The sequence below is a fragment of the Streptomyces cirratus genome (assembly GCF_014650775.1).
Classification (GTDB): domain Bacteria; phylum Actinomycetota; class Actinomycetes; order Streptomycetales; family Streptomycetaceae; genus Streptomyces; species Streptomyces cirratus.
The window spans coordinates 203,952-227,260 of record NZ_BMVP01000006.1 but is presented as its reverse complement, the minus strand read 5'-3'; the positions used below and the strand labels follow the sequence as shown (position 1 = coordinate 227,260).

The window sequence follows — 23,309 nt, the reverse complement described above, 5'->3', positions numbered from 1 at the left end:
ATTGCTCACACGCGCACGTCTTGTTGGCCCCAGGAGGAGGAGCCTACGTTCCCTGCATGCTGACTCTCCTCGGCTTCGCCATGATCGGGACCTTCCTCGTCCTGATCATGCTGAAGAAAATGTCGCCCATCGCGGCCCTCGTCCTCATCCCCGCGCTCTTCTGTGTGTTCGCGGGGAAGGGCGCCCACCTCGGCGACTACGTCATCGACGGCGTCGGCAAACTCGCGCCGACCGCCGCCATGCTGATGTTCGCCATCGTCTACTTCGGCGTGATGATCGACGTCGGCCTCTTCGACCCGGTCGTGCGGGGCATCCTGCGGTTCTGCAAGGCCGACCCGATGCGCGTCGTGGTCGGCACCGCGGTGCTCGCCGCGATCGTCTCGCTCGACGGCGACGGCTCGACCACCTTCATGATCACGGTCTCGGCCATGTACCCGCTCTACAAGCGGCTCGGGCTGAGCCTGGTGGTCATGACCGGCGTCGCGGCCACTGCCAACGGCGTCATGAACACCCTGCCCTGGGGCGGCCCCACCGCTCGCGCGGCCACCGCTCTCAAGCTCGACGCCGCCGACATCTTCGTACCCATGATCCCGGCCCTCGCCATGGGGCTGGTGTGCGTGCTCGTCCTCGCCTACGTGCTCGGCGTGAAGGAACGCCGCCGCGTCGGCACCCTCGTGCTTCCCGGCGACGAGGCGCACGAGGCGCACGAGACGCACGAGGCCGTGCTCGTGGCGGAACCCGCCGAGGCGCAGCCCGTCACGGTCGCGGCCGGCCCGGGTGCCGGCGCCGGCTCCGCCCCGGCGGTTCGCGCCGGTTCGGGCGAAGGCACGTCCCCCCGCCCGGCCTCCGCGGCCGCCCCGGCCCCGTCCACCGGGGAGGGGAACGCCGACGGGATGCAGGGCCTCGACCCGAACCGGCCGACCCTGCGCCCCCGCCTCTACTGGTTCAACGCCGCCCTGACCGTCGCGCTCCTCACCGCGATGATCATGGAGCTGCTCCCGATCCCCGTGCTGTTCCTGCTCGGCGCCGCCCTGGCCCTCACCGTCAACTTCCCCCACATGCCGGACCAGAAGGCCCGCGTCGCCGCCCACGCCGACAACGTCCTGAACGTCGCCGGGATGGTCTTCGCGGCAGCCGTCTTCACCGGCGTGCTCACCGGCACCGGCATGGTCAAGCACATGGCCGACTGGCTGGTCGGCGCGATCCCCGACGGCATGGGCCCGCACATGGCCCTCGTCACCGGACTGCTCAGCCTGCCCCTGACGTACTTCATGTCGAACGACGGCTTCTACTTCGGCGTCCTGCCGGTACTGGCCGAAGCCGGCGCCGCCCACGGCGTCTCGCCGCTGGAGATCGCGCGCGCCTCGCTCGTCGGGCAGGCCCTGCACATGTCCAGCCCGCTGGTTCCGGCCGTCTACGTGCTCGTCGGCATGGCCAAGGTCGAATTCGGCGACCACACCCGCTTCACCGTGAAATGGGCGGCACTGACCTCCCTCGTGGTGCTGGCGGCAGGGATGCTTTTCGGCATCATCTGATCCCGGTGAACCCTGGCGCCGATAAAACTACCGTTGCTAGTTTGTAGGCTGTCCGCGAGGTCCGCGTCTACACGCTCGTGCGTGCTCGGGAGGAAAGCCATGAAGGCCCACGACGGGATGTACATCGGCGGCGCATGGCGGCCGTCCTCGGGACGCGACCGGATCGAGGTCGTCAACCCGGCCGACGAACAGGTCATCGGCGGGGTCCCGGCCGGCACCGCCGACGACGTGGACGCCGCGGTACGGGCGGCCCGCGCGGCGCTGCCCGGCTGGGCGTCGACCGCCCCGGCCGAACGGGCCGCCCTGATCGGCGCCCTGCGCGACGTACTGACCGCCCGCAAGACCGAGTTCGCCGAGACGATCACCGCCGAACTCGGTACCACGCTCGGCTTCGCGGAAGCCGTCCACGTCGGCGCCCCGATCGGGGTCGCCGCCTCCTACGCCGAACTGGCCGCCTCCTACGCCTTCGAGGAGCGCCTGGGCAACTCCACGGTGCTGATGGAACCGGTCGGTGTGGTCGGGGCCATCACCCCCTGGAACTACCCGCTGCACCAGATCGTTGCAAAGGTGGCACCCGCTCTCGCCGCCGGCTGCACCCTCGTCCTCAAGCCGGCGGAGGACACCCCGCTGACCGCACAGCTCTTCGCCGAAGCCGTGCACGAGGCGGACATCCCGGCCGGAGTCTTCAACCTGGTGACCGGTACCGGCCCGGTCGCCGGGCAGGCGCTGGCCGGGCACGAGGGAGTCGACCTCGTCTCCTTCACCGGCTCGACCGCCGTCGGCCGGAAGATCGGCGCCACCGCCGGCGCCGCGATCAAGCGCGTGGCCCTCGAACTGGGGGGCAAGTCGGCCAATGTCATCCTGCCCGGAGCCGACCTCGCCAAGGCCGTCTCCACGGGCGTGGCCGACGTCATGCGCAACACCGGCCAGAGCTGCAACGCGCTCACCCGCATGCTCGTCCACCGGGACCAGTACGAGGAGGCCGTCAGCCTCGCGGCCGCCGCCGTCGCGAAGTACGCCACGGGTGACCCCACCCAGCCGGGCACCCGCGTCGGCCCGGTCGTCAACGCCAAGCAGCGCGACCGCGTCCGCGCGTACATCGTCAAGGGTGTCGAGGAAGGCGCGCGCCTCGTCGCGGGCGGCCCCGAGGCGCCCCACGAGCACGGGTACTTCGTCGCCCCCACCGTGTTCGCCGACGTCACGCCCGAGATGACCATCGCCCAGGAGGAGATCTTCGGCCCCGTGCTGTCGATCCTGCGCTACGAGGACGAGGAGGACGCCCTGCGCATCGCCAACGGCACCGTGTACGGGCTCAGCGGAGCCGTGTGGGCCGCGGACGAGGAGACCGCGGTCGCCTTCGCCCGCCGCATGGATACCGGCCAGGTGGACATCAACGGCGGCCGCTTCAACGTGCTCGCGCCCTTCGGCGGCTACAAGCAGTCGGGGGTCGGCCGCGAGCTGGGGCCGCACGGCCTGGCCGAGTACCTCCAGACCAAGTCCCTCCAGTTCTGAGCCCCGCCGAACCCATACCCGCACCGCCCAACCCGCACCGCCCGGCCGACCTGCCCGAACCCCCGCCACCGCCCGGCCCCCTGCCCGAACCCCCGCCCCGAGAGACGGAAACGACCATGGTCCGCGCCGCCATCCTGCCCGCCGTCGGAGCCCCGCTGGAGATCCGGGACATCGTGCTGCCCGAACCCGGACCCGGGCAGGTCCGGGTCCGGCTCGCCGCAGCCGGTGTCTGCCACTCCGACCTCTCCCTCACCAACGGCACCATGCGGGTTCCCGTCCCCGCCGTCCTCGGCCACGAGGGCGCCGGGACGGTACTCGCGGTGGGGGAGGGGGTCACCCACGTCGCCCCGGGGGACGGAGTAGTGCTCAACTGGGCCCCGTCCTGCGGTGAATGCCACCACTGCCGGATCGGGGAGGTGTGGCTCTGCGTCAATGCCCTCACCGGAGTCGGCGCCGTCTACGCCCACGATGCCGAGGGCACCGAGCTGCACCCCGGGCTCAATGTCGCCGCCTTCGCCGAGGAGACGGTGGTCGCGGCGAACTGCGTGCTGCCCGCGCCCGAGGGGATCCCGCTCACCGAAGCCGCCCTCCTCGGCTGCGCCGTCCTCACCGGCTACGGCGCCGTCCACCACAGCGCCCAGGTCCGCCCCGGCGAGTCGGTCGCCGTCTTCGGCGTGGGCGGGGTCGGGCTGGCCGCCCTCCAGGCCGCGAGGATCGCCCAGGCGGGCCCGGTCATCGCCGTCGACGTCTCCCCGGCCAAGGAGGAGCTGGCGCGGGCGGCCGGAGCCACCGACTTCGTCCTCGCGTCCGACACCACCGCCAAGCGGATCCGCGCCCTCACGGGCGGTCGGGGCGCGGACGTCGCCATCGAGTGCGTCGGCCGGGCCGAGACCATCCGGGGTGCGTGGGAGTCCACGCGTCGCGGCGGCCGCACCACCGTCGTCGGCATCGGCGGCAAGGAACAGCAGGTCACCTTCCACGCCCTGGAGATCTTCCACTTCGCCCGCACCCTCACCGGTTGCGTCTACGGCAACAGCGACCCGGCCCGCGACCTGCCGGTGATCGCCGACCACGTCCGCGCCGGCCGCCTGGTCCTCGGGGATCTCGTCACCGACCACATCACCCTCGACGGCATCCCGGGCGCCTTCGACGACATGCTGGCCGGCAAGGGCGGCCGTTCCCTGGTCGTCTTCTAGCGCCCGTCGCCCTCCAGGGCCGGGGCGCCCGGCAGGCGTCTTCGTCAGGGTCCGCCGCGAGCGGTCACGACGCCTGCCGCAGCGCCTCGTACTGGAGGGCCAGTCCGTCCAGCAGGGCCGTCAGGCCCGTCTCGAACGCGCCCTCGTCCACCTCCCGCTGCCGCTCCGCCAGCAGGTGGGCCTGGCCCAGGTGCGGATAGTCGCCGGGGTCGTAAGCGGTCCGGTCGTCCACGAAACCGCGGGCGAAGGAAGCCACTGCCGAGCCCAGGATGAAGTACCGCATCAGCGCGCCGATCCTGGTCGCCTGGGCCGGCGGCCACCCGGCGGCCGTCATCGCGCCGAAGACGGCGTCCGCGACCCGCAGCCCCGCCGGGCGTCGGCCGGGCCCCCGCGCCAGCACCGGCACGATGTTGGGGTGGTCGGCCAAGGCGGCCCGGTAGGAGTGCGCCCAGTCGTGCAGGGCTTCCCGCCACTCCCGGCCGCCGTCGAACATCGACAAGTCGACCCGGCTGCTCACCGAGTCCGCCACCGCTTCCAGGATCTCGTCCTTGGTCCGGAAGTGGTTGTACAGCGAGGGCCCGCTGACCCCGAGCGCTGCTGCCAGCCGCCGGGTCGACACCGCCTCCAGCCCCTCCGCGTCCACGAGCGCGCCCGCCGACTCGACGATGAGGTCTCTGCTCAGGAGGGGCTTGCGCGGTCTGGCCATGCGGCACATAGTAAGACCCGGCCCGTTAAACTAGCACTGCTAATTAAAGCCCGGGCCGTACGAGACCACCTCACCCCCACGACGCCCGGAGGTCCCCGGTGAACCTGGAGCTCAGCGAGGAGCAGACCGCCGTACGCCGGCTCGCCCGGGAGTTCGCCGAGCGCGAGATCACCCCGTACGCCGCCGAATGGGACCGCGCCGAAAGCGTCGACCGGTCCATCGTCAAGAAGCTCGGGGACCTCGGCTTCCTGGGCCTGACCGTCCCGGAGCAGTACGGCGGTTCCGGCGGCGACCACCTCGCCTACGCGCTCGTCACCGAGGAGCTCGGCCGCGGGGACTCCGCCGTCCGCGGCATCGTCTCTGTCTCCCTCGGCCTCGTCGCCAAGACCGTCGCCGCCTGGGGCACCGAGGAGCAGAAGCAGGCCTGGCTGCCCCGCCTGTGCTCCGGCGACGCGCTCGGCTGCTTCGGCCTGACCGAACCCGGCACCGGCTCCGACGCGGGCAACCTCACCACCCGCGCCACGCGCGAGGGCCACGCGTACGTCCTCAGCGGCAGCAAGATGTTCATCACCAACGGCACCTGGGCCGACGTGGTGCTCCTCTTCGCCCGCACCAACGACGAGCCGGGCCACCGCGGTGTGTCCGCCTTCCTCGTCCCGGCCGACAGCCCGGGCCTGACCCGCCGCGAGATCCACGGCAAACTCGGCCTGCGCGGCCAGGCCACCGCCGAACTCGCCCTCGACGGCGTCCGCGTGCCCGCCTCCGCGATGCTCGGCCCCGAGGGCAAGGGCTTCTCCGTCGCCATGTCGGCGCTGGCCAAGGGTCGGATGTCCGTCGCCGCCGGCTGCGTCGGCATCGCCCAGGCGGCGCTCGACGCGGCGGTCGGGTACGCCGCCCAGCGCGAGCAGTTCGGCAAGCCCATCGCCCAACACCAGCTGGTCCAGGAGCTGATCGCCGACATCTCCGTCGACGTCGACGCGGCCCGCCTGCTGACCTGGCGGGCGGCCGACCTGATCGACCGTGGGCAGCCCTTCGCGACCGAGGCCTCCACCGCCAAGCTCTTCGCCTCCGAGGCCGCCGTGCGGGCCGCGAGCAACGCCCTGCAGGTGCACGGCGGGTACGGGTACATCGACGAGTACCCCGCCGGGAAGCTGCTGCGCGACGCCCGCGTCATGACCCTGTACGAGGGCACCAGCCAGATCCAGAAGCTCCTCATCGGCCGTGCCCGCACAGGGGTTTCGGCCTTCTGACGGGTCCCCGGCCAGAGCCTCGGCCCGCCCGCCCACGCCCCGGCCGGAGTCTCGGCCCGCCCGCCCGGGCTGCGGCGGGGGCGTCGGCGTGTGCCGTCTGAGTACGTACGTGAGTACGCGCGCGGATGCGCCGCCGGCCGCCCCGCCCCGAAGCTGGGGGCATGAACGAGACACCGGTCAAGCAGCAGAACACGGGGGCGTACTACGGCCAGGCCGTCGCCTCCTTCGCCACCGCCCTCGCCGCTGTCGGGCTGGGCATCTACAACATGGACGCCGACGGCTGGGTCCGCGCCTTCCTCGGCATCGCGGTCCTCTACCTCACCACCTCCGCCTTCACCCTCGCCAAGGTCATCCGCGACCGCCAGGAGGTCACGCAGATCGTCAGCCGGGTCGACCAGGCCCGAATGGAGAAGATCATGGCGGAGTACGACCCCTTCTCCCCGAAGCAGGCCCCGGAACGCCCGGCCGCCTAGGCAGGACGCCCGGGGTCGCCTAGCCCGGATGCCCGGATGCCCGGATGCCCGGATGCCCGGATGCCCGGATGCCCGGATGCCCGGCCACTCGGCGCCCGGCCGCAAAGTCCTAAGCGCTTGCTCACCCTCCGGTAAGGTGTTGGTTCCTACAAGCCGAAGAGGGTGAGCGAGCGATGGACAGTGCCGGCGCGGCAGAGACCGGCGGCTACCAGCCGTGGTCGGAGGTCACCCCCGACGCCGCCCGGCGGCTGCTGGTCGCCGCCGTCGAGACCTTCGCGGCGCGCGGCTACCACGCCACCACCACCCGCGACATCGCCGCCCGCGCCGGGATGAGCCCGGCCGCGCTCTACATCCACTACAAGACCAAGGAAGAGCTCCTCCACCGGATCAGCCGCATCGGCCACGACAAGGCGCTGGAGATCCTGGAGACCGCCGCCGACGGCCCCGGGTCCCCGGCCGAGCGGCTCGCCGAGGCCGTGCGGTCCTTCGTGCGGTGGCACGCCGCTCACCACACCACGGCGCGGGTGGTCCAGTACGAGCTCGATGCCCTCGCCCCCGAGCACCGCTCCGACATCGTGGCGCTGCGCCGGCAGAGCGACGCCGCTGTGCGCCGGATCCTCGCCGACGGCGTGCGGGCCGGGGAGTTCGACGTCCCCGACGTCCCGGGCACCACGCTCGCCGTGCTGTCCCTGTGCATCGACGTGGCCCGCTGGTTCAACGCCGCCGGGCAGCGCACCCCCGACGAGGTCGGCGCGCTCTACGCCGACCTCGTGCTGCGCATGGTGGCGGCGAAACCCTGACGGTGCGGGGCGGCGTGCCTCAGAAGTAGTACCGGGACACCGACTCCGCCACGCACACCGGCTTCTCGCCGTCCTCCCGCTCGACGGTCACGGTCGCGGTGACCTGCACCCCGCCGCCCACCTCCGTGACGTCGGTGACCACCGCGGTGGCCCGAAGCCGGGATCCGACCGGCACCGGAGCGGGGAAACGCACCTTGTTCGTCCCGTAGTTGACGCCCATCCGCATGCCCTCGACCCGAATGATCTGCGGCACGAGGCTCGGCAGCAGCGACAGCGTGAGGTAGCCGTGCGCGATGGTGGAGCCGAAGGGTCCGGCGGCCGCCCGCTCCGGATCCACGTGGATCCACTGGTGGTCGCCCGTGGCGTCGGCGAAGAGGTCGATCCGCTTCTGGTCCACCTCCAGCCAGCCGCTCGGGCCCAACTGTTCGCCGATGCCGGCGCGCAGTTCCTCGGCGGACGTGAAGATCCTCGGTTCGGCCATGCCTGCCCCTGCCTCTCGCTGATCAAGCTAATAAGCGCTTGCTCAGCATGCGGGGGACGCCCGCCCCTGTCAACGCACCCCCCGACAACCGGACCGGGACCCCCGCACCGCACCTCCGCCCCGTTCCCCGCCCGGGCCGACTACCCTCGGTCAGGTGCCGCAGATTCCCGGAAACGTCCACGAACTCACGGTCGGCCAGCTGTCCGCGCGCAGCGGCGCGGCCGTCTCCGCACTCCACTTCTACGAGGCCAAGGGCCTGATCAGCAGCCGCCGCACCTCCGGCAACCAGCGCCGCTTCGCGCGTGACGCGCTGCGCCGGGTGGCCTTCGTACGCGCCGCACAGCGGGTCGGCATCCCGCTCGCCAGCATCCGCGAGGCACTGGCCCGCCTCCCCGAGGAACGCACGCCGACCCGCGAGGACTGGGCGGCCCTGTCCGAGGCCTGGCGCACCGAACTCGACGAGCGGATCAAGCAGCTGACCCGGCTGCGCGAGAACCTCTCCGACTGCATCGGCTGCGGCTGCCTGTCGCTCAAGACCTGCGCGCTGTCCAATCCGGACGACGTCTTCGGTGAACGGCTCACCGGGTCCCGGCTGTCGTCGTAGCGGCGCGCGCCCATTCCCGGACGGCGGCCGCCACCAACTCGGCGTTCGAATGCGCCGGCCGCCCGTCCGGCAGAGACAGCACCTCTCCCACGCCGATGCGCGCGCCCGCGCCGCACCGCGCGGCCAGCCGCAGCACGGGCCAGGCGGCGGCCTCCCGCCCGAACAGCATCCACGGCACGGACGGCGGCCTCCCCAAGACCGCCACCAACCCCGCCGCCAACCCGGCCGCCGACCCCGCCACCAGCGCCGGATCCGCCTGCGCCGGCTCACCGACCAGCCGGACCCGCCCCGCCCGGGCCGCCCCCACCCAGGCTCCCGCCTCCCAACGGCCCTCCTCCACCCGGACCACCGCGTCCACCGCCACCCCGCGCGCCAGCAGCGCCGACGCCAACTCCCGCGCCCCCGGCTCCGCCCAGCGCACCACCGCCCGCTCCGGCAGCACCACCCAGGACCGCACCCGCTCCAGCCGCCCCACCGGATCCGGCTCCGCCGCCACGCTCACCGGCACGCTCAGCGGTACGGAGACCCCCGCGCCCCGCAACGCCTCCAGCACCGGCCCCACGACCCGGGGCGAGAGGCTCTCGCGCCCGCACGGGGTCCTCGGGTGGACCAGTACCTCCCGGGCCCCCGCGGCGACCGCCCCCAGGGCCGACTCCGCCAACGCCTGCGGGGACATCGGCACGGCGGCCCCCTCGGCCGCACCCCGCGCACCGTTCAGCGCGACCTGGATCCACGCCCCTCCCGGGCCGCCCGGCCCCACCCCCCTCACCGTTCACGCAGCCGACGCCGGATATGTCAGCGCGTCCGCCAACGCCGGTCTGGGCACGACGATCCCGCAGCCGCCGCACACCGGGCCGTCCCACCCCCACGCCCCGTCCCACGCCCCGTGACCGGCGCCCACCGACGGCCAGCGCAGCTCCTGCTCCCCACAGACCGGGCACGACGTCCCCGGCTCCGACTCCAGCGCCTTCACCAGCCGCCGCAGCACATCGCCCAGCGTCCCGTCCGGCCGTACCCCAGGGTCCGCGCACCGCACCACCGCGTCCCCGCTGCCGCCCCACGCCCACTCCGGCCGGCGCAGTCCGTGGTGCTTCTCGCGCCTTCTGCGCTCCGCGAACTGGCGCTCGTACTCCAGCCAGACCGCCCGCGCCTCCTCCAGCTCCTCCAGCGCCGCGACGAGCCGCTGCGGATCGGCCGCCCGGTCCTCGGGGGCGATCCCGTGCCGGTCGCACAGGTGCCACCACGTCGCACGGTGCCCGTACGGGGCGAACCGCTCCAGACAGCGGCGCAGCGAATGGCGCCGCAACGCCCGGTCGTTGCGCCCGTCCCGCACCTGGTAGGCCAGACTCCGGAATCCCGCCATGACACCCTCACCTCCGCCGCGCCCACGCCCACACCGACGTCGAGACGCCGTACGAGGTGAACGTCGTCCTACGTTCCGACGTGCCCAACATGCCCGGAGGTTCGTGGGCGCATGCGGGGCGGTCGAGGCGTGCGGGTGGCACATGGCCGGAAGTCAGCGCCCCATGCGCCCCGCCGCCACCACGATCCGGGCCAGTTCCTCGTGGCAGATGTCGCTGTGCGCCCCCGTCGGCGCTCCGCCCCTGCGGACCACGGCGCCCGCGTCCACGCTGACGCAACCGGCCGTCGGCAGGCCGTCGCGCAAGGCCGCGGCCAGTGTCATCCGGGGGGCGCCGGCCACCGCCTGCACGCCGTCGTGTCCGAGCGCGCCCCACCGTTCGTCCAGGCCGAGCACACCGGCCGAATCGCCTGCCATCCGCGAAGCCAGCGGGTAGAACACCTTGAGGGCGGTGTCGTAAGGGGAGTGGCAGGCGACCACCGGGCCGTCCACCGCGCGCTGGAGCCCGTGCAGGGCGCCGCCGCGGCTCTTGTCGTGCGGCAGGCGGTCGGTGAAGGCGTAGTGGGAGAAGGCCCCTTGGAGCAGGGTCAGGGACTTCACGTAGCGGGCGCCGCCGGGCACCGCACGCAGGGAGAAGGACACCACCCGGCCGCCGAAGCTGTGCCCGATCAGATGGACGCGCAGGGCGGGTCTGCGCGCGGCCAGCCGGGCCAGTACCGGTCCCAGCCCCCGCTCGCCGATCACTGCGGCACGCTTCTTCATCTCGTAGTACGTGGCCTGGCGCAGCACCTCCTTGGCGCCGCTCCACAGGGCCCGGAGCCCGTCGCCCACGGAGAACTCCGCCCCGCCCGCGGCCGCGCCCGCTTCGGCGAGGGCGTCGGTGAAGCGGCGGCACACCTCCAGGACGTCCTCGGTGAACATCGCCGGCACGTCCTCGCCGGTGGCGGCGGGCACCGCCACCACCCCGGCCAGCTCCCGCACCAGTGCCCCGAACTCCACGAACGCGGCCTGCGACTCGGGCCGTTCCTCCAGCAGTTCGGCGACCCGGTCCAGTTCCGCCTCCCGCCCCGGCCAGAACCGGCCGAGCGCCCGCCTGGTGTCAGGGTCCAGCGCCGTCCCGAACCCCGGCTCGGCGAGCGTGCCCGCGGGGCCGGGGGGGTCGAAGTCCGGTATCGGCTCGTCCGCGAAGCGGATCGAGGGCCACAGCACCCCCGCGTACCCCAGTCGCACCGCCGGCCCCACCAGGTCGGGAAACGGTTCGAAGAACCGGTCGTAGAGCAGCGTCGAAGTGGCGGGTTCGCTGTTCCAGCCGTGCGCGAAGACCAGCAGGTCGGTGACCTCCATCGCGTCGAGCGCGGTCCCGGTGCCCGGGGCCGGATCCCCGTCGGCGTCGAAGACCAGCTCCGCGTACGGAGACACCCCGACGCCCGTTCCCCACGCCGCTCCACCCGACATGACGCCCCCCTCCGGGTCCTGCCACCGCCGCGTCCAGCATCCTGCGGCCGGGCCCGCCCGGCCAGCCCCGCGACGGAACCCGCCGCGGGTCACCGGTACAGCAGGTACCCCTCCCGCACCGCCGCGAACCGGGCCAGGCCCTCGGCCCAGTCGCCGGCGATCTCCTCGACCCCCGCTCCCGCGTCCACCATGGTCCGCACCCGGTCGGAACCGGTCAGCCGGTCGATCCAGTGGTCGGGCCGCCAGGCGAACCCGCTCCACGTCCGGCGGGCGGTGACCAGGAGTCCGATGCCCGCCCGCACCGGATCGAAGGCCGCGCGGTCGTGCACGAGCAGCCGGACCCCGCCGCACACCTTGCCCGCGTGCTTGGAGAAGACCGGCGTGAAGTAGGCCTCCCGGAACCACACCCCGGGCAGCCCCAGCGCGTTCGCCGCCTCGGCCCACCGCCGGTCGACGCCCTCCGCGCCCACCACCTCGAACGGTGTCGTCGTACCGCGCCCCTCGGACAGGTTGGTCCCCTCGAACAGGCAGGTCCCGGGGTAGACGAGGGCGGTGTCCGGGGTCGGCACGTTCGGGCTCGGCGGCACCCAGGGCAGTCCCGTCGCACCGAAGAAGGACTCCCGGCGCCAGCCCGACATCCGTACGGTGCTCAACGCGAGGGGGCGTTCGGCGGGGAACTCCCCCTGGAACAGCAAGGCCAGCTCGGCCACCGTCATGCCGTGCGCGAGCGCGATCGGCTCGCGTCCCACGCCACTGGCGTACGGCCGTTGCAGCACGGGCCCGGCCGCCCGCAGCGCGCCGATCGGGTTGGGGCGGTCCAGCACGACCACCGCCCTGCCGGCCAGTGCGGCCGCCCGCATGCAGTCGTACAGGGTCCAGATGTAGGTGTAGAACCGCGCGCCCACGTCCTGGACGTCGAAGACGACCGTGTCGACGCCGGCCGCCGTGAAGACGTCCGCGAGCTGCCGGCCGCTCTTGCCGTACGTGTCGTACACGGGCAGTCCGGTGGCCGGGTCCCGCGCCGAGCCCTCGGAGCCGCCCGCCTGCGCCGTCCCGCGGAAGCCGTGCTCGGGCCCGAAGACCGCGACCAGGTCGACCCGTTCGTCGGCGTGCAGCACGTCGACCACGTGACGGGCGTCCGCGGTGAGACCCGTCGGATTGGTGACCACCCCGATCCGCTGTCCGTCGAGCAAGCCGTACCCGTCCGCGGCGAGCCGCTCGAACCCGGTGCGCACCCGCCCCGGTGCGGCCCGTGCGCTGCCCGGGCCACACACGGCCCCCGCCGCCCCCACGGCCCCCGCCAGTCCCAGCACCCCGCGTCGTGACAGCGTCATCCGCACACGCTAGGCGGCCGACCCCTTCCGATCCGACATACCGACTGGTTAGTCTGCCCTCCGGATACCGCCTTCCGGATCCGTCCGTCAGCGTCGAAAGGCATCCCTGTGAGCGCGTACCAGGACCAGCGAGTCGTCGTCACCGGCGCGGGCGGCGGCATCGGCGAGGCCCTCGCCCGCCGCTTCGCCGCCGAGGGGGCCACCGTCGTGGTCAACGACCTCGACCCGGCGAAGGCCGCCGCCGTGGCGGACGGGATCGGCCCCCGGGCGATCGCGGTCCCGGGAGACGCCTCGGCCGTCGTCGAGCGGGCCCGCGAGGCCCTCGGCGGGACCGTCGACGTCTACTGCGCCAACGCCGGACTCGCCTCGGGCGGCGACGCCTTCGCCGACGAGGGGGTCTGGGAGGCCGCCTGGGACGTCAACGTCATGGCGCACGTCCGCGCCGCCCGCGCCCTGCTGCCGCACTGGCTGGAGCGGGGCAGCGGCCGCTTCGTGTCCACCGTCTCCGCCGCCGGGCTGCTGACCATGATCGGGGCCGCCCCGTACAGTGTCACCAAGCACGGCGCCCTCGCGTTCGCCGAATGGCTTTCGCTGACCTACCGCCACCGGGGCGTCGAGGTCCACGCGATCTGCCCGCAGGGCGTGCGCACGGACATGCTGACCGCCGCGGGATCGGCGGGCGAGCTCGTCCTCGCGCCGACCGCGATCGAGCCGGAAGCGGTCGCGGACGCCCTGTTCGACGGCATGGAGAAGGGCCGGTTCTTGATCCTCCCGCACCCGGAGGTGGCCGACTACTACGCGGCCCGCGCCACCGAGCCCGACCGCTGGCTGACCGGCATGAACCACCTCCAGCGCAAGTGGGAGGCACGGTGACCGCGAGCCCCGGCTACGCCGACCGGCCCTGGCTGGGCCGCCTCACCGCCGCCCAGCTGGCGCCCGTCACGCCCCCGCCCAGCGTGCTCGACGCCTTCCGGGCGGCCGTCGCCCGCGCGCCCCGCCACCCGGCGGTCGCCTACTTCGACGGCCGGCTCTCCTACGCCGAGACCGACGCGCTCTCCGACGCGGTCGCCGGACACCTGGCCGCGCGGGGCGTGCGCCGTGGCGACCGGGTCGCGGTCATGCTCCAGAACACCCCGCACTTCGTGCTCGCCGTGCTGGCCGCCTGGAAGGCCGGGGCGATCGTCGTCCCCCTCAACCCCATGTACAAGTCGAGGGAGGTCCGGCACATCCTGCGCGACTCGGGGGCCGCCGCGCTGGTCTGCGACGCCCGGGCCTGGCCGGCGTACCTGCGCGAGGCCGTCCGGGACAGCGCCGTGCACACCGCGCTCACCGCGCACGACACCGACTTCCAGACCCGAGACGACGTACGGGTCCTCGGTCCCGGCCGGGACCCGCAGGCAGCCGCCGCGACGGCGGGCCCGACGGCCACCCTCCCCGCGATCCCGCGCCAGAACCACCCCGACCTCCCCGTCCACCACGCCGCGGCCGGCGCCGCCCCCGGGCCCGGCGTCGCCGACCTCACCACCGTCGCCCGCCAGGGCCGCCCCGCCCCGCCCCACCCCGGTTTCGCCGCCGCCGACACGGCCCTCATCAGCTACACCTCCGGAACCTCCGGCACCCCCAAGGGCGCCATGAACCCGCACGGCGCCCTCAGCTACAACGCCGTCCGCCAGGTGACCGGGCACCCCGTCCCCGAAGGCGCCGTCTACTTCGCGCTGGCCCCGCTCTTCCACATCACCGGCATCGTCTGCGAGCTCGCCGCCTGCTTCGCCAACGCCGGCACCCTCGCCCTCGCCCACCGCTTCGACGCGGGCGCCGTCCTCGACGCCTTCCTCGAACACCGCCCCGCCTACACCGTCGGCCCGGCCACCGCCTTCATGGCCCTCGCCGCCCACCCCGCCGCCACCCCGGACCACTTCGCGTCCTTCCGGGTGATCTCCTCCGGCGGCGCCCCGCTCCCGCCCGCCCTCGTCGAACGCCTGCGCGCCGACTTCGGTTTCTACCTGCGCAACGGCTACGGCCTCACCGAGTGCACCGCCCCCTGCGCCTCCGTCCCGCCCCACCTCGAAGCACCCGTCGACCCCGTCTCCGGCACCCTGTCGGTCGGCGTCCCCGGCGCCGACACGCTCGTCCGCATCCTCGACGAGCACGGGGCCGAAGTCCCCTTCGGCGAGAGCGGCGAGATAGCCGTCCGCGGCCCCCAGGTCGTGCCGGGCTACTGGGGCCTGCCCGACGACACCGCCAAGGCGTTCCCGGACGGCGAACTGCGCACCGGGGACGTCGGCTTCATGGACCGCGACGGCTGGCTCTACGTCGTGGACCGCAAGAAGGACATGATCAACGCGTCCGGCTTCAAGGTCTGGCCGCGCGAGGTCGAGGACGTGCTCTACACCCACCCCGCCGTCCGCGAGGCGGCCGTGGTGGGCGTCCCCGACCCCTACCGCGGCGAGAGCGTCAAGGCGTACGTCAGCCTGCGCCCCGGCGCCTCCGTCGAACCCGGGGAACTGTCCGCGTACTGCGCCGAACGCATCGCCGCGTACAAGTACCCGCGCCAGGTCGAGGTCCTGCCTGTCCTTCCGAAGACCACCAGTGGCAAGATCCTGCGACGGGAACTGCGCGAGCGCGGCTGAAAACAGTCGGACGGTCGTACAACGCCCTGACAGCGAGGGAACAGAAAGGAAGGCGAGCGCCATGGCCGCCAGAACCACCACGGAGCCGGAGGGCGCCGCCCGGGAGACCCCGGTGCCTCAGCGGCTGCTGGCCGTCGCCACCCGGCTGTTCGCCGAACGCGGTTACGACCGCACCTCCGTCCAGGAGATCGTGGAGGCGGCCGGGGTCACCAAGGGCGCGCTCTACCACTACTTCGGTTCCAAGGACGACCTGCTGCACGAGGTGTACGCGCGCATGCTGCGCCTCCAGCAGCAGCGCCTCGACGCGATCGCCGATTCCGGCGCGCCGGTGGAGGAGCGGCTGCGGGCCGCCGCCGCCGACGTGGTCGTCACCACCATCGAGAACCTCGACGACGCGGCCATCTTCTTCCGTTCGATGCACCAGCTCAGCCCCGACAAGTCCAAGCAGGTGCGCGCCGAGCGCCGGCGCTACCACGAGCGTTTCCGCGCACTGGTCGAAGAGGGCCAGCGCACGGGCGTGTTCTCGGCCGCCACGCCCGCCGACCTGGTGGTGGACTACCACTTCGGGTCCGTGCACCACCTGTCCACCTGGTACCGAGCCGACGGCCCGCTCACGCCGCAGCAGGTCGCCGATCACCTGGCCGACCTGCTGCTGCGCGCGCTGCGCCCCTGACCCGCAGACACCGGGCCCGGCGGTACCGTCCTCAGCGGTACCGCTTGAGCTCCCGGTGCGCCAGCGAGCGCTGGTGCACCTCGTCCGGGCCGTCCGCCAGCCGCAGGGTCCGCGCCGCCGCCCACAGTTCGGCCAGCGGGAAGTCCTGGCTCACCCCGCCCGCGCCGTGCAGCTGCACCGCGTCGTCCAGGATCCGCACCACCGCGCGCGGGGTCGCGATCTTGATGGCCTGGATCTCGGTGTGTGCCCCGCGGTTGCCGACCGTGTCCATCAGCCAGGCCGTCTTGAGCACGAGCAGACGCAGCTGCTCGACGGTGACCCGGGCGTCCGCGATCCAGTTCTGCACCACGCCCTGCGCGGCCAGCTCCTTGCCGAAGGCCGTGCGTCCGATCGCACGCCGGCACATCAGCTCGATGGCCCGCTCCGCCATGCCGATCAGCCGCATGCAGTGGTGGATCCGCCCGGGCCCGAGCCGCGCCTGGGCGATGGCGAAGCCGGAGCCCTCCTCGGCGATCAGGTTCGCCGCCGGGACCCGGGCCCCGTCGAAGACCACCTCGGCGTGACCGCCGTGGTCGTGGTCCTCGTACCCGTACACCCGCATGGCGCGCCGGACCTCCACGCCCGGCGTGTCCCGCGGCACCAGGATCATCGACTGCTGGCGACGCGGGTCCGCGCCGTCCGGGTCGGTCTTGCCCATGACGATGAAGACCTTGCAGTCCGGGTTCATGGCACCCGAGATGTACCACTTGCGGCCGGTGACCACGTACTCGTCGCCCTGCGCGGAGCGCTCGATGCGGGTCTCCACGTTGGTCGCGTCCGAAGAGGCCACCTCGGGCTCGGTCATCGCGAAGGCCGACCTGATCTCCCCGGCCAGCAGCGGCTCCAGCCACTGCTTCTTCTGCTCCTCGCTCGCGAACTGCGCGAGCAGCTCCATGTTCCCGGTGTCCGGGGCGGCGCAGTTGGTCGCCATCGGCGCCAGGTGCGGGCTACGGCCCGTGATCTCCGCCAGCGGCGCGTACTGGAGGTTGGTCAGCCCGGCGCCGTACTCCCCGCCTGGAAAGAAGAGGTTCCACAGGCCCTGACGGCGCGCTTCGGCCTTCAGTTCACCGAAGACGGCCGGGGTGTCCCAGGGCGAGGCCAGCCGTGCGCGCTGCTCGGCGGCGACGGGTTCCGCCGGGTAGACGTACTCCTCCATGAACGCCGAGAGCCGTTCGCGGAGTTCCTCGGTACGGGCGTCGAATGCGAAGTCCATGCGGATGCCTCAGCCTTCCTGGAGGGTGTTCAGGCCGTGTTCGATGAAGACCGGGACCAGTTCGCCGATCCGGTCGAAGCCCGCGCCGACGGTCTGGCCGAGCGTGAAGCGGTAGTGGATGCCTTCGAGGATCACCGCGAGCTTGAACCAGGCGAACGCCGTGTACCAGGCGATCGCCGTGGTGTCCCGGCCGGAGCGGGCGGCGTAGCGCTCGATCAGTTCGGCGGGCGAGGGGTGGCCGGGCGCGCCGCTCGTCGTACTGACGGGGGAGTCGGTCAGGCCGAGGTCGGCGCTGTACATGACGAGCAGCCCGAGGTCGGTCAGCGGATCGCCGAGCGTGGACATCTCCCAGTCCAGCACGGCCCGGATGCTGTCGTCCGGGCCGCCGATCAGCACGTTGTCGAGCCGGAAGTCCCCGTGGACCACGGTGGGGGCGGGGGAGGCGGGCAGGGCGCGGCCGAGCGCTCCGTGCAGTTCGTCGATGCCGGGGAGGTCCCGGCCGCGGGAGGCCGCGAGCTGCTTGCCCCAGCGGCGCAACTGCCGGTCGAGGAAGCCCTCGGGGCGGCCGAAGTCGCCCAGGCCCACGGCCGCCGGGTCCACCGCGTGCAGGTCGACCAGGGTGTCCACCAGGCCCAGGACGGCCCGCCGGGTGCGGTCGGGGCCGAGGGAGGCGAGCTGGTCGGCGGTCCGGTACGGGACCCCCTCCACGTACTCCATGACGTAGAACGGCGCTCCGAGCACCGACTCGTCCTCGCACAGCAGCAGCGGCTCGGGCACCGGTACGGCCGTGCCGTGCAGGGCCCTGATCACCCGGTGCTCGCGCCGCATGTCGTGCGCGGTGGCCAGGACGTGGCCCAGGGGCGGCCGCCGCACGACCCAGCGGAGGGACCCGTCGGTGATCACGTACGTGAGGTTCGAGCGGCCGCCCTCGATCAGGCGGCCGCTCAGCTCCCCGGCCACGAGCCCGGGCCGGGACGCGTCGAGATGGACGCGCAGCCGGCCCAGGTCGAGGCCCCGGGGGCCGGCCGGCGGCGAGGCTGGTGCTGGGGTCATGGGGCGCACCTCCATGCGGAGTGGACTCCATCCGGAGCGGACGGGGTATGGCGAACGGAAGCCATCATGCCGACCAGTCGGTATGCCGTCCAGTGCCCCCGGGCCGGGAATTCCCCGGTGACCCCCCCGGCCCGGGCTCCTGGCTCCTCAGGCGTGGCAGAGGATCGGCGTCCCGCCGTTCATCACGGTCATGTCCTTGAGTACGGCCAGTATGTCCAGCGGCGCCCCTTCGGGCTCCCCGGCCAGCTCCGCGTACGCCCGGTGCAGGTTCGCCACCAGCCGCTCGCTCTCCCGCCAGGCCGCGAACTCGCCCAGGTCGGCCTCGCGGGCGACCTCCAGCGGCGTCAGCCCCTTCGCCACGCCCTCCCGGGCGAGTTCGGCGACGTAGCGCAGGTACCGCTCGGTGGCGTCGTACGCCGACGGGTCGGTCAGCGGCCCGTGACCCGGTACGACGGTCTCGGCGCCGAGCGAGCGCAGCAGCTCCAGCGCCCGCAGCGATCCGGCCAGGGACCCCATCGCCAGGAACGGCGTGCCCTCGGCGAAGACCAGGTCACCGGTGAACACGACCCGCTGCCCGGGCAGCCAGACGACGGAGTCCCCGGTGGTGTGCGCGACGCCCGGGTGGATGACCTGGACCTCGGTCCCCCCGACGTGCAGGGTCATCCGGTCGCTGTAGGTGAGGGAAGGTGCGGTGATCTCGATCGCGCCGAAGTCGGTCGCGGGCCAGATCATCTCCAGCTGGTGCCCGGCGGCGAGCTGCTCGGAGCGGGCGTTGTCGTGGCCCAGGACCAGCGCCTCGGGGGTGAACACGCCGTTGCCGTAGGTGTGGTCGCCGTGGTGGTGGGTGTTCACGACCGTGCGGGGCAGCGGCACCCCGGCCGCCACGACCGCGTCCCGCAGGGCCAGCGCCCGGCGCTCGGTGGCGGCGGTGTCGATGAGCAGCGTCCGGCCGCCGTCGCTGACGAAGCCGGCGTTGTTCAGGCACCAGCCGCCGTCGGGCTGGACGTAGGCGTACACGCCGGTCGCGGGCTGGACGAGGTACGGCTCGTCGACGGTCATCGGCACTCTCCCCGGGTCGCTTGACAGGCGGTCAGCATCCTGCCAGTCGACGCGGCGCCGGGGGAGGGCGGGGTCCGCTGGTGCGGGGAAGGGGATCTGCCGGTGCGTCAGTGGTCGTCGTAGTGGCCGTCGTGCTCGGCGTGCCGGTGGCCGTCGTGCACGTAGTCCATGTGGTCGCCGTGCTGGACGGTCTCGTGCCCGCAGGCCGGTCCGTGCGCGTGGTCGTGGTCCTCGTGCGCCGTGTGCCCCTGCGTCTCGCACTCGTCCCAGTGCCCCGCGTGTTCCCGGTGCAGATGGCCGTCGTGCGCGTAGTCGACGTGGTCGCCGTGGGGCACCTGAGGGTGACCGCAGCCGGGGGCGTGTGCGTGCTCGTGCAGGGGGTGTTCCTGGTGGAGGGTCGTCATGGCGCCGAGATTAGTGCGAATCCTCCCCATATCGGAGTCATATCCACAGTGGCGCGGAGAAGGCTGATCATCCGTCCGTCCGATCAGGTGATCACCGTCATGGCGAACACCGCCAGCGCCACCGTGCACAGCACCGCCCCCAGGGCCACCCGCGGCGCCAGCACCGGCGGCCGGTAGGCCGCCAGCTCGCGGATCCGCCGGTGCGCGACGCCCAGGAACGCCAGCCAGACCAGCACGATCAGGGCCGCCCCACCCGCCTCCAGCGCCGAACCCGACCCGCGCAGCGCCTGGCGCAGCGCGAGGACCGCCGTCACCGAACAGGCCAGCGTCGTGCGCCGCCACGCCAGCCGGGTCCGCTCCGGCTGGAGCCCCGCGTCACGCCTCTCGTCCGGCCCCGGCACCGCCCTCACCGCGAGTTCGTCAGGCCCAGCAAGACGATCACCACCATCGCCCCCGCGACCAGCCCCACCCCCAGGCCCAGCACCACCGGGAACCGGGACACCGGCAGGTCGGCACCCCGCCGCATCGCCCGCTCGCACCTCATCCAGTGGTTCACCGCCCGCAGCGCACAGGCCGCCCCCGCCGCGAGCAGCGCGACTGTCATCCCGACGCGCACCCCCCACCGCAGGTCGGGCAGGAACTGGTCGACCGCGAACCCGCCGCCCACCAGCGCCAGCGCGGTCCGGATCCAGGCGAGGAACGTCCGCTCGTTGGCCAGCGAGAACCGGTAGTCCGGTGTCTCGCCCTCCTCCTTCAACCGCTGGGGGGCGAACCAGAGGCGTACGTCCTTGACCAAGTCGATCACCCGGTCAATCTACTGGTGCCACCCTTCGTGCGCGCGCAGCCGCCGGTACGCCTCCAGCCCGTCCGGCACCCACGCCCAGGCGCCCTGCGCCACCCGCCGCGCCAGTTCGTCCTCGGAGAGCCACGCGTGCCAGGCCACCTCCGACTCCTGCGGACGCACCGGCAGCTCGCACCGCACCTCGTGCACGTACGACCACCAAGAGCCGCCCGGCCCCTCGTAGAGGAACTTGAACAACGGTCGCGGCTGCTCCAGCCCCCGCACTCCCAGCTCCTCCTCGGCCTCCCGCAGCGCCGCCTGCGCGTAGTCCTCCCCGGTGCCCAGCACCCCGCCCACGAACATGTCGTAGTGCGAGGGGAACACCAGCTTCGAGGCGGTCCTGCGGTGCACGAAGACGCGGCCCGCCGCGTCCCGGGCCCGCACGAACACGCACCGGTGGATGAGTCCGCGCGCGTACACCTCCCCGCGCGGCGCCCGTCCCGTCACCCGGTCGTCCCGGTCCACCACGTCCAGTACCTCGTCTGCAGCGCTCACGCGATTCATCCAACACCCCTGTTGACGGGTTACCGATCCGTAGCAAAGGATCTGCCCCACCACCGACGGAGGACGGCAGCGCATGACGTACGACGCAGACGTGATCGTGATCGGAGCCGGGCTCGCGGGTCTCGTCGCCACCGCCGAGCTCGTCGACGCGGGCCGCAAGGTCATCCTGCTCGACCAGGAACCCGAGCAGTCGATCGGCGGGCAGGCGCACTGGTCCTTCGGCGGCCTCTTCTTCGTGGACTCGCCCGAACAGCGCCGGATGCGGATCAAGGACAGCCGCGAGCTCGCCCTCCAGGACTGGCTCGGCACCGCCGGGTTCGACCGTACGCAGGACGCCTGGCCGCGCCGCTGGGCCGAGGCCTACGTCGACTTCGCGGCCGGGGAGAAACGGCCCTGGCTGCACGCCCAGGGGGTCCGCTTCTTCCCCGTCGTCGGCTGGGCCGAACGCGGCGGCTACGACGCCGGCGGCCACGGCAACTCCGTACCCCGCTTCCACATCACCTGGGGCACCGGCCCCGGCCTGGTGGCCCCCTTCGAACGCAGGGTCCGCGCCGGGGCGGCCCGCGGCCTGGTCGAGCTGCGGTTCCGCCACCGCGTCACCGGTCTCTCCCGTACGGCCGGCGCGGTGGACACCGTCAGCGGCGAGGTCCTGGAACCCTCCGACGCCGTACGGGGCTCCGCGAGCGGCCGCGAGAGCACCGGCGCCTTCTCCCTGCGGGCCCAGGCGGTGATCGTCACCAGCGGCGGCATCGGCGGCAACCACGACCTCGTACGCGCCCAGTGGCCGGCCCGCCTCGGCACCCCGCCCGAGCGGATGCTGTCCGGGGTCCCGGCCCACGTCGACGGCCTGATGCTCGGCATCGCCGAGGAAGCGGGCGCCAGCCACATCAACAAGGACCGGATGTGGCACTACACCGAAGGCATCGAGAACTGGAACCCGATCTGGGCCCGGCACGGCATCCGCATCCTGCCCGGCCCGTCCTCGCTCTGGCTCGACGCCACCGGCAAGCGGCTGCCCGTACCGCTCTTCCCCGGGTTCGACACGCTCGGCACCCTCGACCACATCATGGGGACCGGCCACGACCACACCTGGTTCGTGCTCAACCAGCGCATCATCGGCAAGGAGTTCGGACTCTCCGGCTCCGAACAGAACCCCGACCTGACGGGCAAGTCGGTCCGTGACGTCATCGACCGGGCCCGCCAGGCCGTACCGGGGCCGGTCAAGGCCTTCATGGACCGCGGTGCGGACTTCGTCGTGGAACGGGACCTCGCCGCCCTGGTGCGCGGCATGAACGCCGTCACCAAGGAGAACCTGCTCGACGAGGCGACCGTCCGCGAGGCGGTCGTGGCCAGGGACCGGGAAATGGCGAACCCGTTCTCCAAGGACTCCCAGGTCACCGCGATCCACGGAGCCCGCAAGTACCTGGGGGACCGGCTGATCCGCACCGCGGCGCCGCACCGGATCCTGGACCCGAAGGCCGGCCCGCTGATCGCCGTCCGGCTGTCCATCCTGACCCGCAAGTCGCTCGGCGGCCTGGAGACGGACCTCTCCTCGCGGGTGCTGACCGGCGGCGGCGAGCCGCTCCCGGGCGTGTACGCGGCCGGCGAGGCGGCCGGCTTCGGCGGCGGCGGCGTGCACGGGTACCGCGCCCTCGAAGGCACCTTCCTCGGCGGCTGCGTCTTCTCGGGCCGCGCGGCGGGCCGGGCCGCGGCCAAGGCGGTGGGCTGAGCGGGACGGTGGCCTGAGCGGGACGGCTGAGCGGGACGGCTGAGCGGGACGGCTGGGCAGGACGGCCGAGCGGGACGGCTGGGGCGCGACGGTGGCCGGCTGCCGGCGCCGCCCGGGCCGGTGGCGCCATTCGGCCACTGATGCCCGGCTCCCGCATCCGCCCGGCGCGCGCCCCGGGCCCCCGCCCGTCGGCACCGGACCTTCCGCGCCGGTCACCTCACGGACAGCCGCCGGACAGCCGCAGGGGCCCGCTCCCGCCGCCCGCAGGTCCGCGAGGGGCGGCGCACGGTCGCCGGAGCGGTACGTGCACCGCGCTCGCGCCGTAGCGCAGTCGGCGCAGGTCGGCGCCGCTGCAGGGGGCCTTTCGCAGTGGGGCGCCAAGGCGCCGGACCGGGCCGGGGGAGGATCGCCGCCGCCCGGCACGGGGGCCCGGTGACCGGCCCCGGCCGCAGTCGCCA

Annotated in this window: 24 protein-coding genes; 11 read left to right on the top strand and 13 right to left on the bottom strand. The window is 73.3% G+C overall.

What is annotated here, in order from left to right:
- Nucleotides 1-56: 56 nt before the first annotated feature.
- The 3 genes from IE207_RS18425 to IE207_RS18415 all read left to right on the top strand — a co-directional run bounded on the left by IE207_RS18425 (nt 57) and on the right by IE207_RS18415 (nt 4,243).
- Nucleotides 57-1,535 carry a CitMHS family transporter gene (locus IE207_RS18425; protein WP_190185321.1) on the top strand — a complete coding sequence of 493 codons (1,479 nt, stop codon included), beginning with the start codon at nt 57-59 and terminating at the stop codon, nt 1,533-1,535.
- A gap of 99 nt (nt 1,536-1,634) precedes the next feature.
- Nucleotides 1,635-3,047, top strand: coding sequence for an aldehyde dehydrogenase family protein (locus IE207_RS18420; protein ID WP_190185320.1), 1,413 nt, complete (start codon nt 1,635-1,637; stop codon nt 3,045-3,047).
- A 116-nt stretch (nt 3,048-3,163) separates the two neighbouring features.
- Nucleotides 3,164-4,243: a Zn-dependent alcohol dehydrogenase gene (locus tag IE207_RS18415; RefSeq protein WP_190185319.1), complete on the top strand. Its 1,080-nt coding sequence runs from the start codon at nt 3,164-3,166 to the stop codon at nt 4,241-4,243.
- A gap of 64 nt (nt 4,244-4,307) precedes the next feature.
- On the opposite strand, the gene IE207_RS18410 is transcribed toward IE207_RS18415, so the two are convergent.
- Nucleotides 4,308-4,958, bottom strand: a complete 651-nt coding sequence (locus IE207_RS18410) for a TetR/AcrR family transcriptional regulator (protein WP_190185318.1) — start codon at nt 4,956-4,958, stop codon at nt 4,308-4,310.
- Between the two features lie 89 nt (nt 4,959-5,047).
- On the opposite strand from IE207_RS18410, the gene IE207_RS18405 reads away from it, so the two are divergent.
- The 3 genes from IE207_RS18405 to IE207_RS18395 all read left to right on the top strand — a co-directional run bounded on the left by IE207_RS18405 (nt 5,048) and on the right by IE207_RS18395 (nt 7,472).
- Complete coding sequence (locus IE207_RS18405) at nt 5,048-6,199, top strand: acyl-CoA dehydrogenase family protein (protein WP_190185317.1); 1,152 nt, start codon at nt 5,048-5,050, stop codon at nt 6,197-6,199.
- A 161-nt stretch (nt 6,200-6,360) separates the two neighbouring features.
- Nucleotides 6,361-6,672, top strand: coding sequence for a YiaA/YiaB family inner membrane protein (locus tag IE207_RS18400; protein ID WP_190185316.1), 312 nt, complete (start codon nt 6,361-6,363; stop codon nt 6,670-6,672).
- 173 nt (nt 6,673-6,845) lie between these two features.
- A complete protein-coding gene (locus tag IE207_RS18395; RefSeq protein WP_190185315.1) occupies nt 6,846-7,472 on the top strand; it encodes a TetR/AcrR family transcriptional regulator in 627 nt (208 codons plus the stop codon).
- Between the two features lie 19 nt (nt 7,473-7,491).
- On the opposite strand, the gene IE207_RS18390 is transcribed toward IE207_RS18395, so the two are convergent.
- Nucleotides 7,492-7,953, bottom strand: a complete 462-nt coding sequence (locus IE207_RS18390; RefSeq protein WP_190185314.1) for a MaoC family dehydratase — start codon at nt 7,951-7,953, stop codon at nt 7,492-7,494.
- A gap of 154 nt (nt 7,954-8,107) precedes the next feature.
- Here IE207_RS18390 and soxR point away from each other — a divergent pair, with 154 nt between their 5' ends.
- The gene (gene soxR, locus IE207_RS18385) at nt 8,108-8,557 is read left to right on the top strand and encodes a redox-sensitive transcriptional activator SoxR (protein ID WP_190185313.1); all 450 of its coding nucleotides are present in this window, start codon (nt 8,108-8,110) and stop codon (nt 8,555-8,557) included.
- On the opposite strand, the gene IE207_RS18380 is transcribed toward soxR, so the two are convergent.
- From IE207_RS18380 to IE207_RS18365, 4 genes are all read right to left on the bottom strand, one after another.
- Nucleotides 8,532-9,317, bottom strand: coding sequence for a 3-keto-5-aminohexanoate cleavage protein (locus tag IE207_RS18380; RefSeq protein WP_308433621.1), 786 nt, complete (start codon nt 9,315-9,317; stop codon nt 8,532-8,534). The two genes, soxR and IE207_RS18380, sit on opposite strands and share 26 nt — an antisense overlap.
- Before the next feature lie 12 nt (nt 9,318-9,329).
- Nucleotides 9,330-9,920 carry a hypothetical protein gene (locus tag IE207_RS18375; RefSeq protein ID WP_190185312.1) on the bottom strand — a complete coding sequence of 197 codons (591 nt, stop codon included), beginning with the start codon at nt 9,918-9,920 and terminating at the stop codon, nt 9,330-9,332.
- Nucleotides 9,921-10,073: 153 nt separating this feature from the next.
- Nucleotides 10,074-11,372, bottom strand: coding sequence for a lipase family protein (locus tag IE207_RS18370; RefSeq protein ID WP_190185311.1), 1,299 nt, complete (start codon nt 11,370-11,372; stop codon nt 10,074-10,076).
- A gap of 89 nt (nt 11,373-11,461) precedes the next feature.
- The gene (locus IE207_RS18365; protein WP_190185310.1) at nt 11,462-12,706 is read right to left on the bottom strand and encodes an exo-beta-N-acetylmuramidase NamZ family protein; all 1,245 of its coding nucleotides are present in this window, start codon (nt 12,704-12,706) and stop codon (nt 11,462-11,464) included.
- Between the two features lie 108 nt (nt 12,707-12,814).
- On the opposite strand from IE207_RS18365, the gene IE207_RS18360 reads away from it, so the two are divergent.
- From IE207_RS18360 to IE207_RS18350, 3 genes are all read left to right on the top strand, one after another.
- Nucleotides 12,815-13,579 (top strand): SDR family oxidoreductase, encoded by a 765-nt coding sequence (locus IE207_RS18360; RefSeq protein WP_373304729.1) that lies wholly within the window; start codon nt 12,815-12,817, stop codon nt 13,577-13,579.
- Nucleotides 13,576-15,336 carry an AMP-binding protein gene (locus IE207_RS18355; RefSeq protein WP_229873801.1) on the top strand — a complete coding sequence of 587 codons (1,761 nt, stop codon included), beginning with the start codon at nt 13,576-13,578 and terminating at the stop codon, nt 15,334-15,336. Before IE207_RS18360 ends, IE207_RS18355 begins: the two co-directional genes overlap by 4 nt.
- Before the next feature lie 61 nt (nt 15,337-15,397).
- Nucleotides 15,398-16,009: a TetR/AcrR family transcriptional regulator gene (locus IE207_RS18350; protein ID WP_190185308.1), complete on the top strand. Its 612-nt coding sequence runs from the start codon at nt 15,398-15,400 to the stop codon at nt 16,007-16,009.
- Between the two features lie 31 nt (nt 16,010-16,040).
- Here the strand turns inward: IE207_RS18350 and IE207_RS18345 are convergent, their stop codons facing one another.
- The 7 genes from IE207_RS18345 to IE207_RS18315 all read right to left on the bottom strand — a co-directional run bounded on the left by IE207_RS18345 (nt 16,041) and on the right by IE207_RS18315 (nt 21,122).
- Nucleotides 16,041-17,261: an acyl-CoA dehydrogenase family protein gene (locus IE207_RS18345; RefSeq protein WP_190185307.1), complete on the bottom strand. Its 1,221-nt coding sequence runs from the start codon at nt 17,259-17,261 to the stop codon at nt 16,041-16,043.
- 9 nt (nt 17,262-17,270) lie between these two features.
- Nucleotides 17,271-18,314 carry a phosphotransferase family protein gene (locus IE207_RS18340; protein WP_190185306.1) on the bottom strand — a complete coding sequence of 348 codons (1,044 nt, stop codon included), beginning with the start codon at nt 18,312-18,314 and terminating at the stop codon, nt 17,271-17,273.
- Nucleotides 18,315-18,461: 147 nt separating this feature from the next.
- A complete protein-coding gene (locus IE207_RS18335) occupies nt 18,462-19,373 on the bottom strand; it encodes an MBL fold metallo-hydrolase (RefSeq protein WP_190185305.1) in 912 nt (303 codons plus the stop codon).
- A 107-nt stretch (nt 19,374-19,480) separates the two neighbouring features.
- Nucleotides 19,481-19,777, bottom strand: coding sequence for a hypothetical protein (locus IE207_RS18330; RefSeq protein ID WP_190185304.1), 297 nt, complete (start codon nt 19,775-19,777; stop codon nt 19,481-19,483).
- Nucleotides 19,778-19,860: 83 nt separating this feature from the next.
- Nucleotides 19,861-20,187 carry a DUF202 domain-containing protein gene (locus IE207_RS18325; RefSeq protein ID WP_373304728.1) on the bottom strand — a complete coding sequence of 109 codons (327 nt, stop codon included), beginning with the start codon at nt 20,185-20,187 and terminating at the stop codon, nt 19,861-19,863.
- Nucleotides 20,184-20,582, bottom strand: coding sequence for a YidH family protein (locus tag IE207_RS18320; protein ID WP_190185303.1), 399 nt, complete (start codon nt 20,580-20,582; stop codon nt 20,184-20,186). The genes IE207_RS18325 and IE207_RS18320 overlap by 4 nt, the downstream gene beginning before the upstream one ends.
- A gap of 9 nt (nt 20,583-20,591) precedes the next feature.
- Entirely contained in the window at nt 20,592-21,122 is a 531-nt protein-coding gene (locus tag IE207_RS18315; RefSeq protein WP_373304727.1) for an NUDIX hydrolase, read from the bottom strand.
- Between the two features lie 73 nt (nt 21,123-21,195).
- Between IE207_RS18315 and IE207_RS18310 the strand changes: the two genes are divergently transcribed.
- The gene (locus tag IE207_RS18310) at nt 21,196-22,851 is read left to right on the top strand and encodes an FAD-binding dehydrogenase (RefSeq protein ID WP_190185301.1); all 1,656 of its coding nucleotides are present in this window, start codon (nt 21,196-21,198) and stop codon (nt 22,849-22,851) included.
- Nucleotides 22,852-23,309 lie beyond the last annotated feature (458 nt).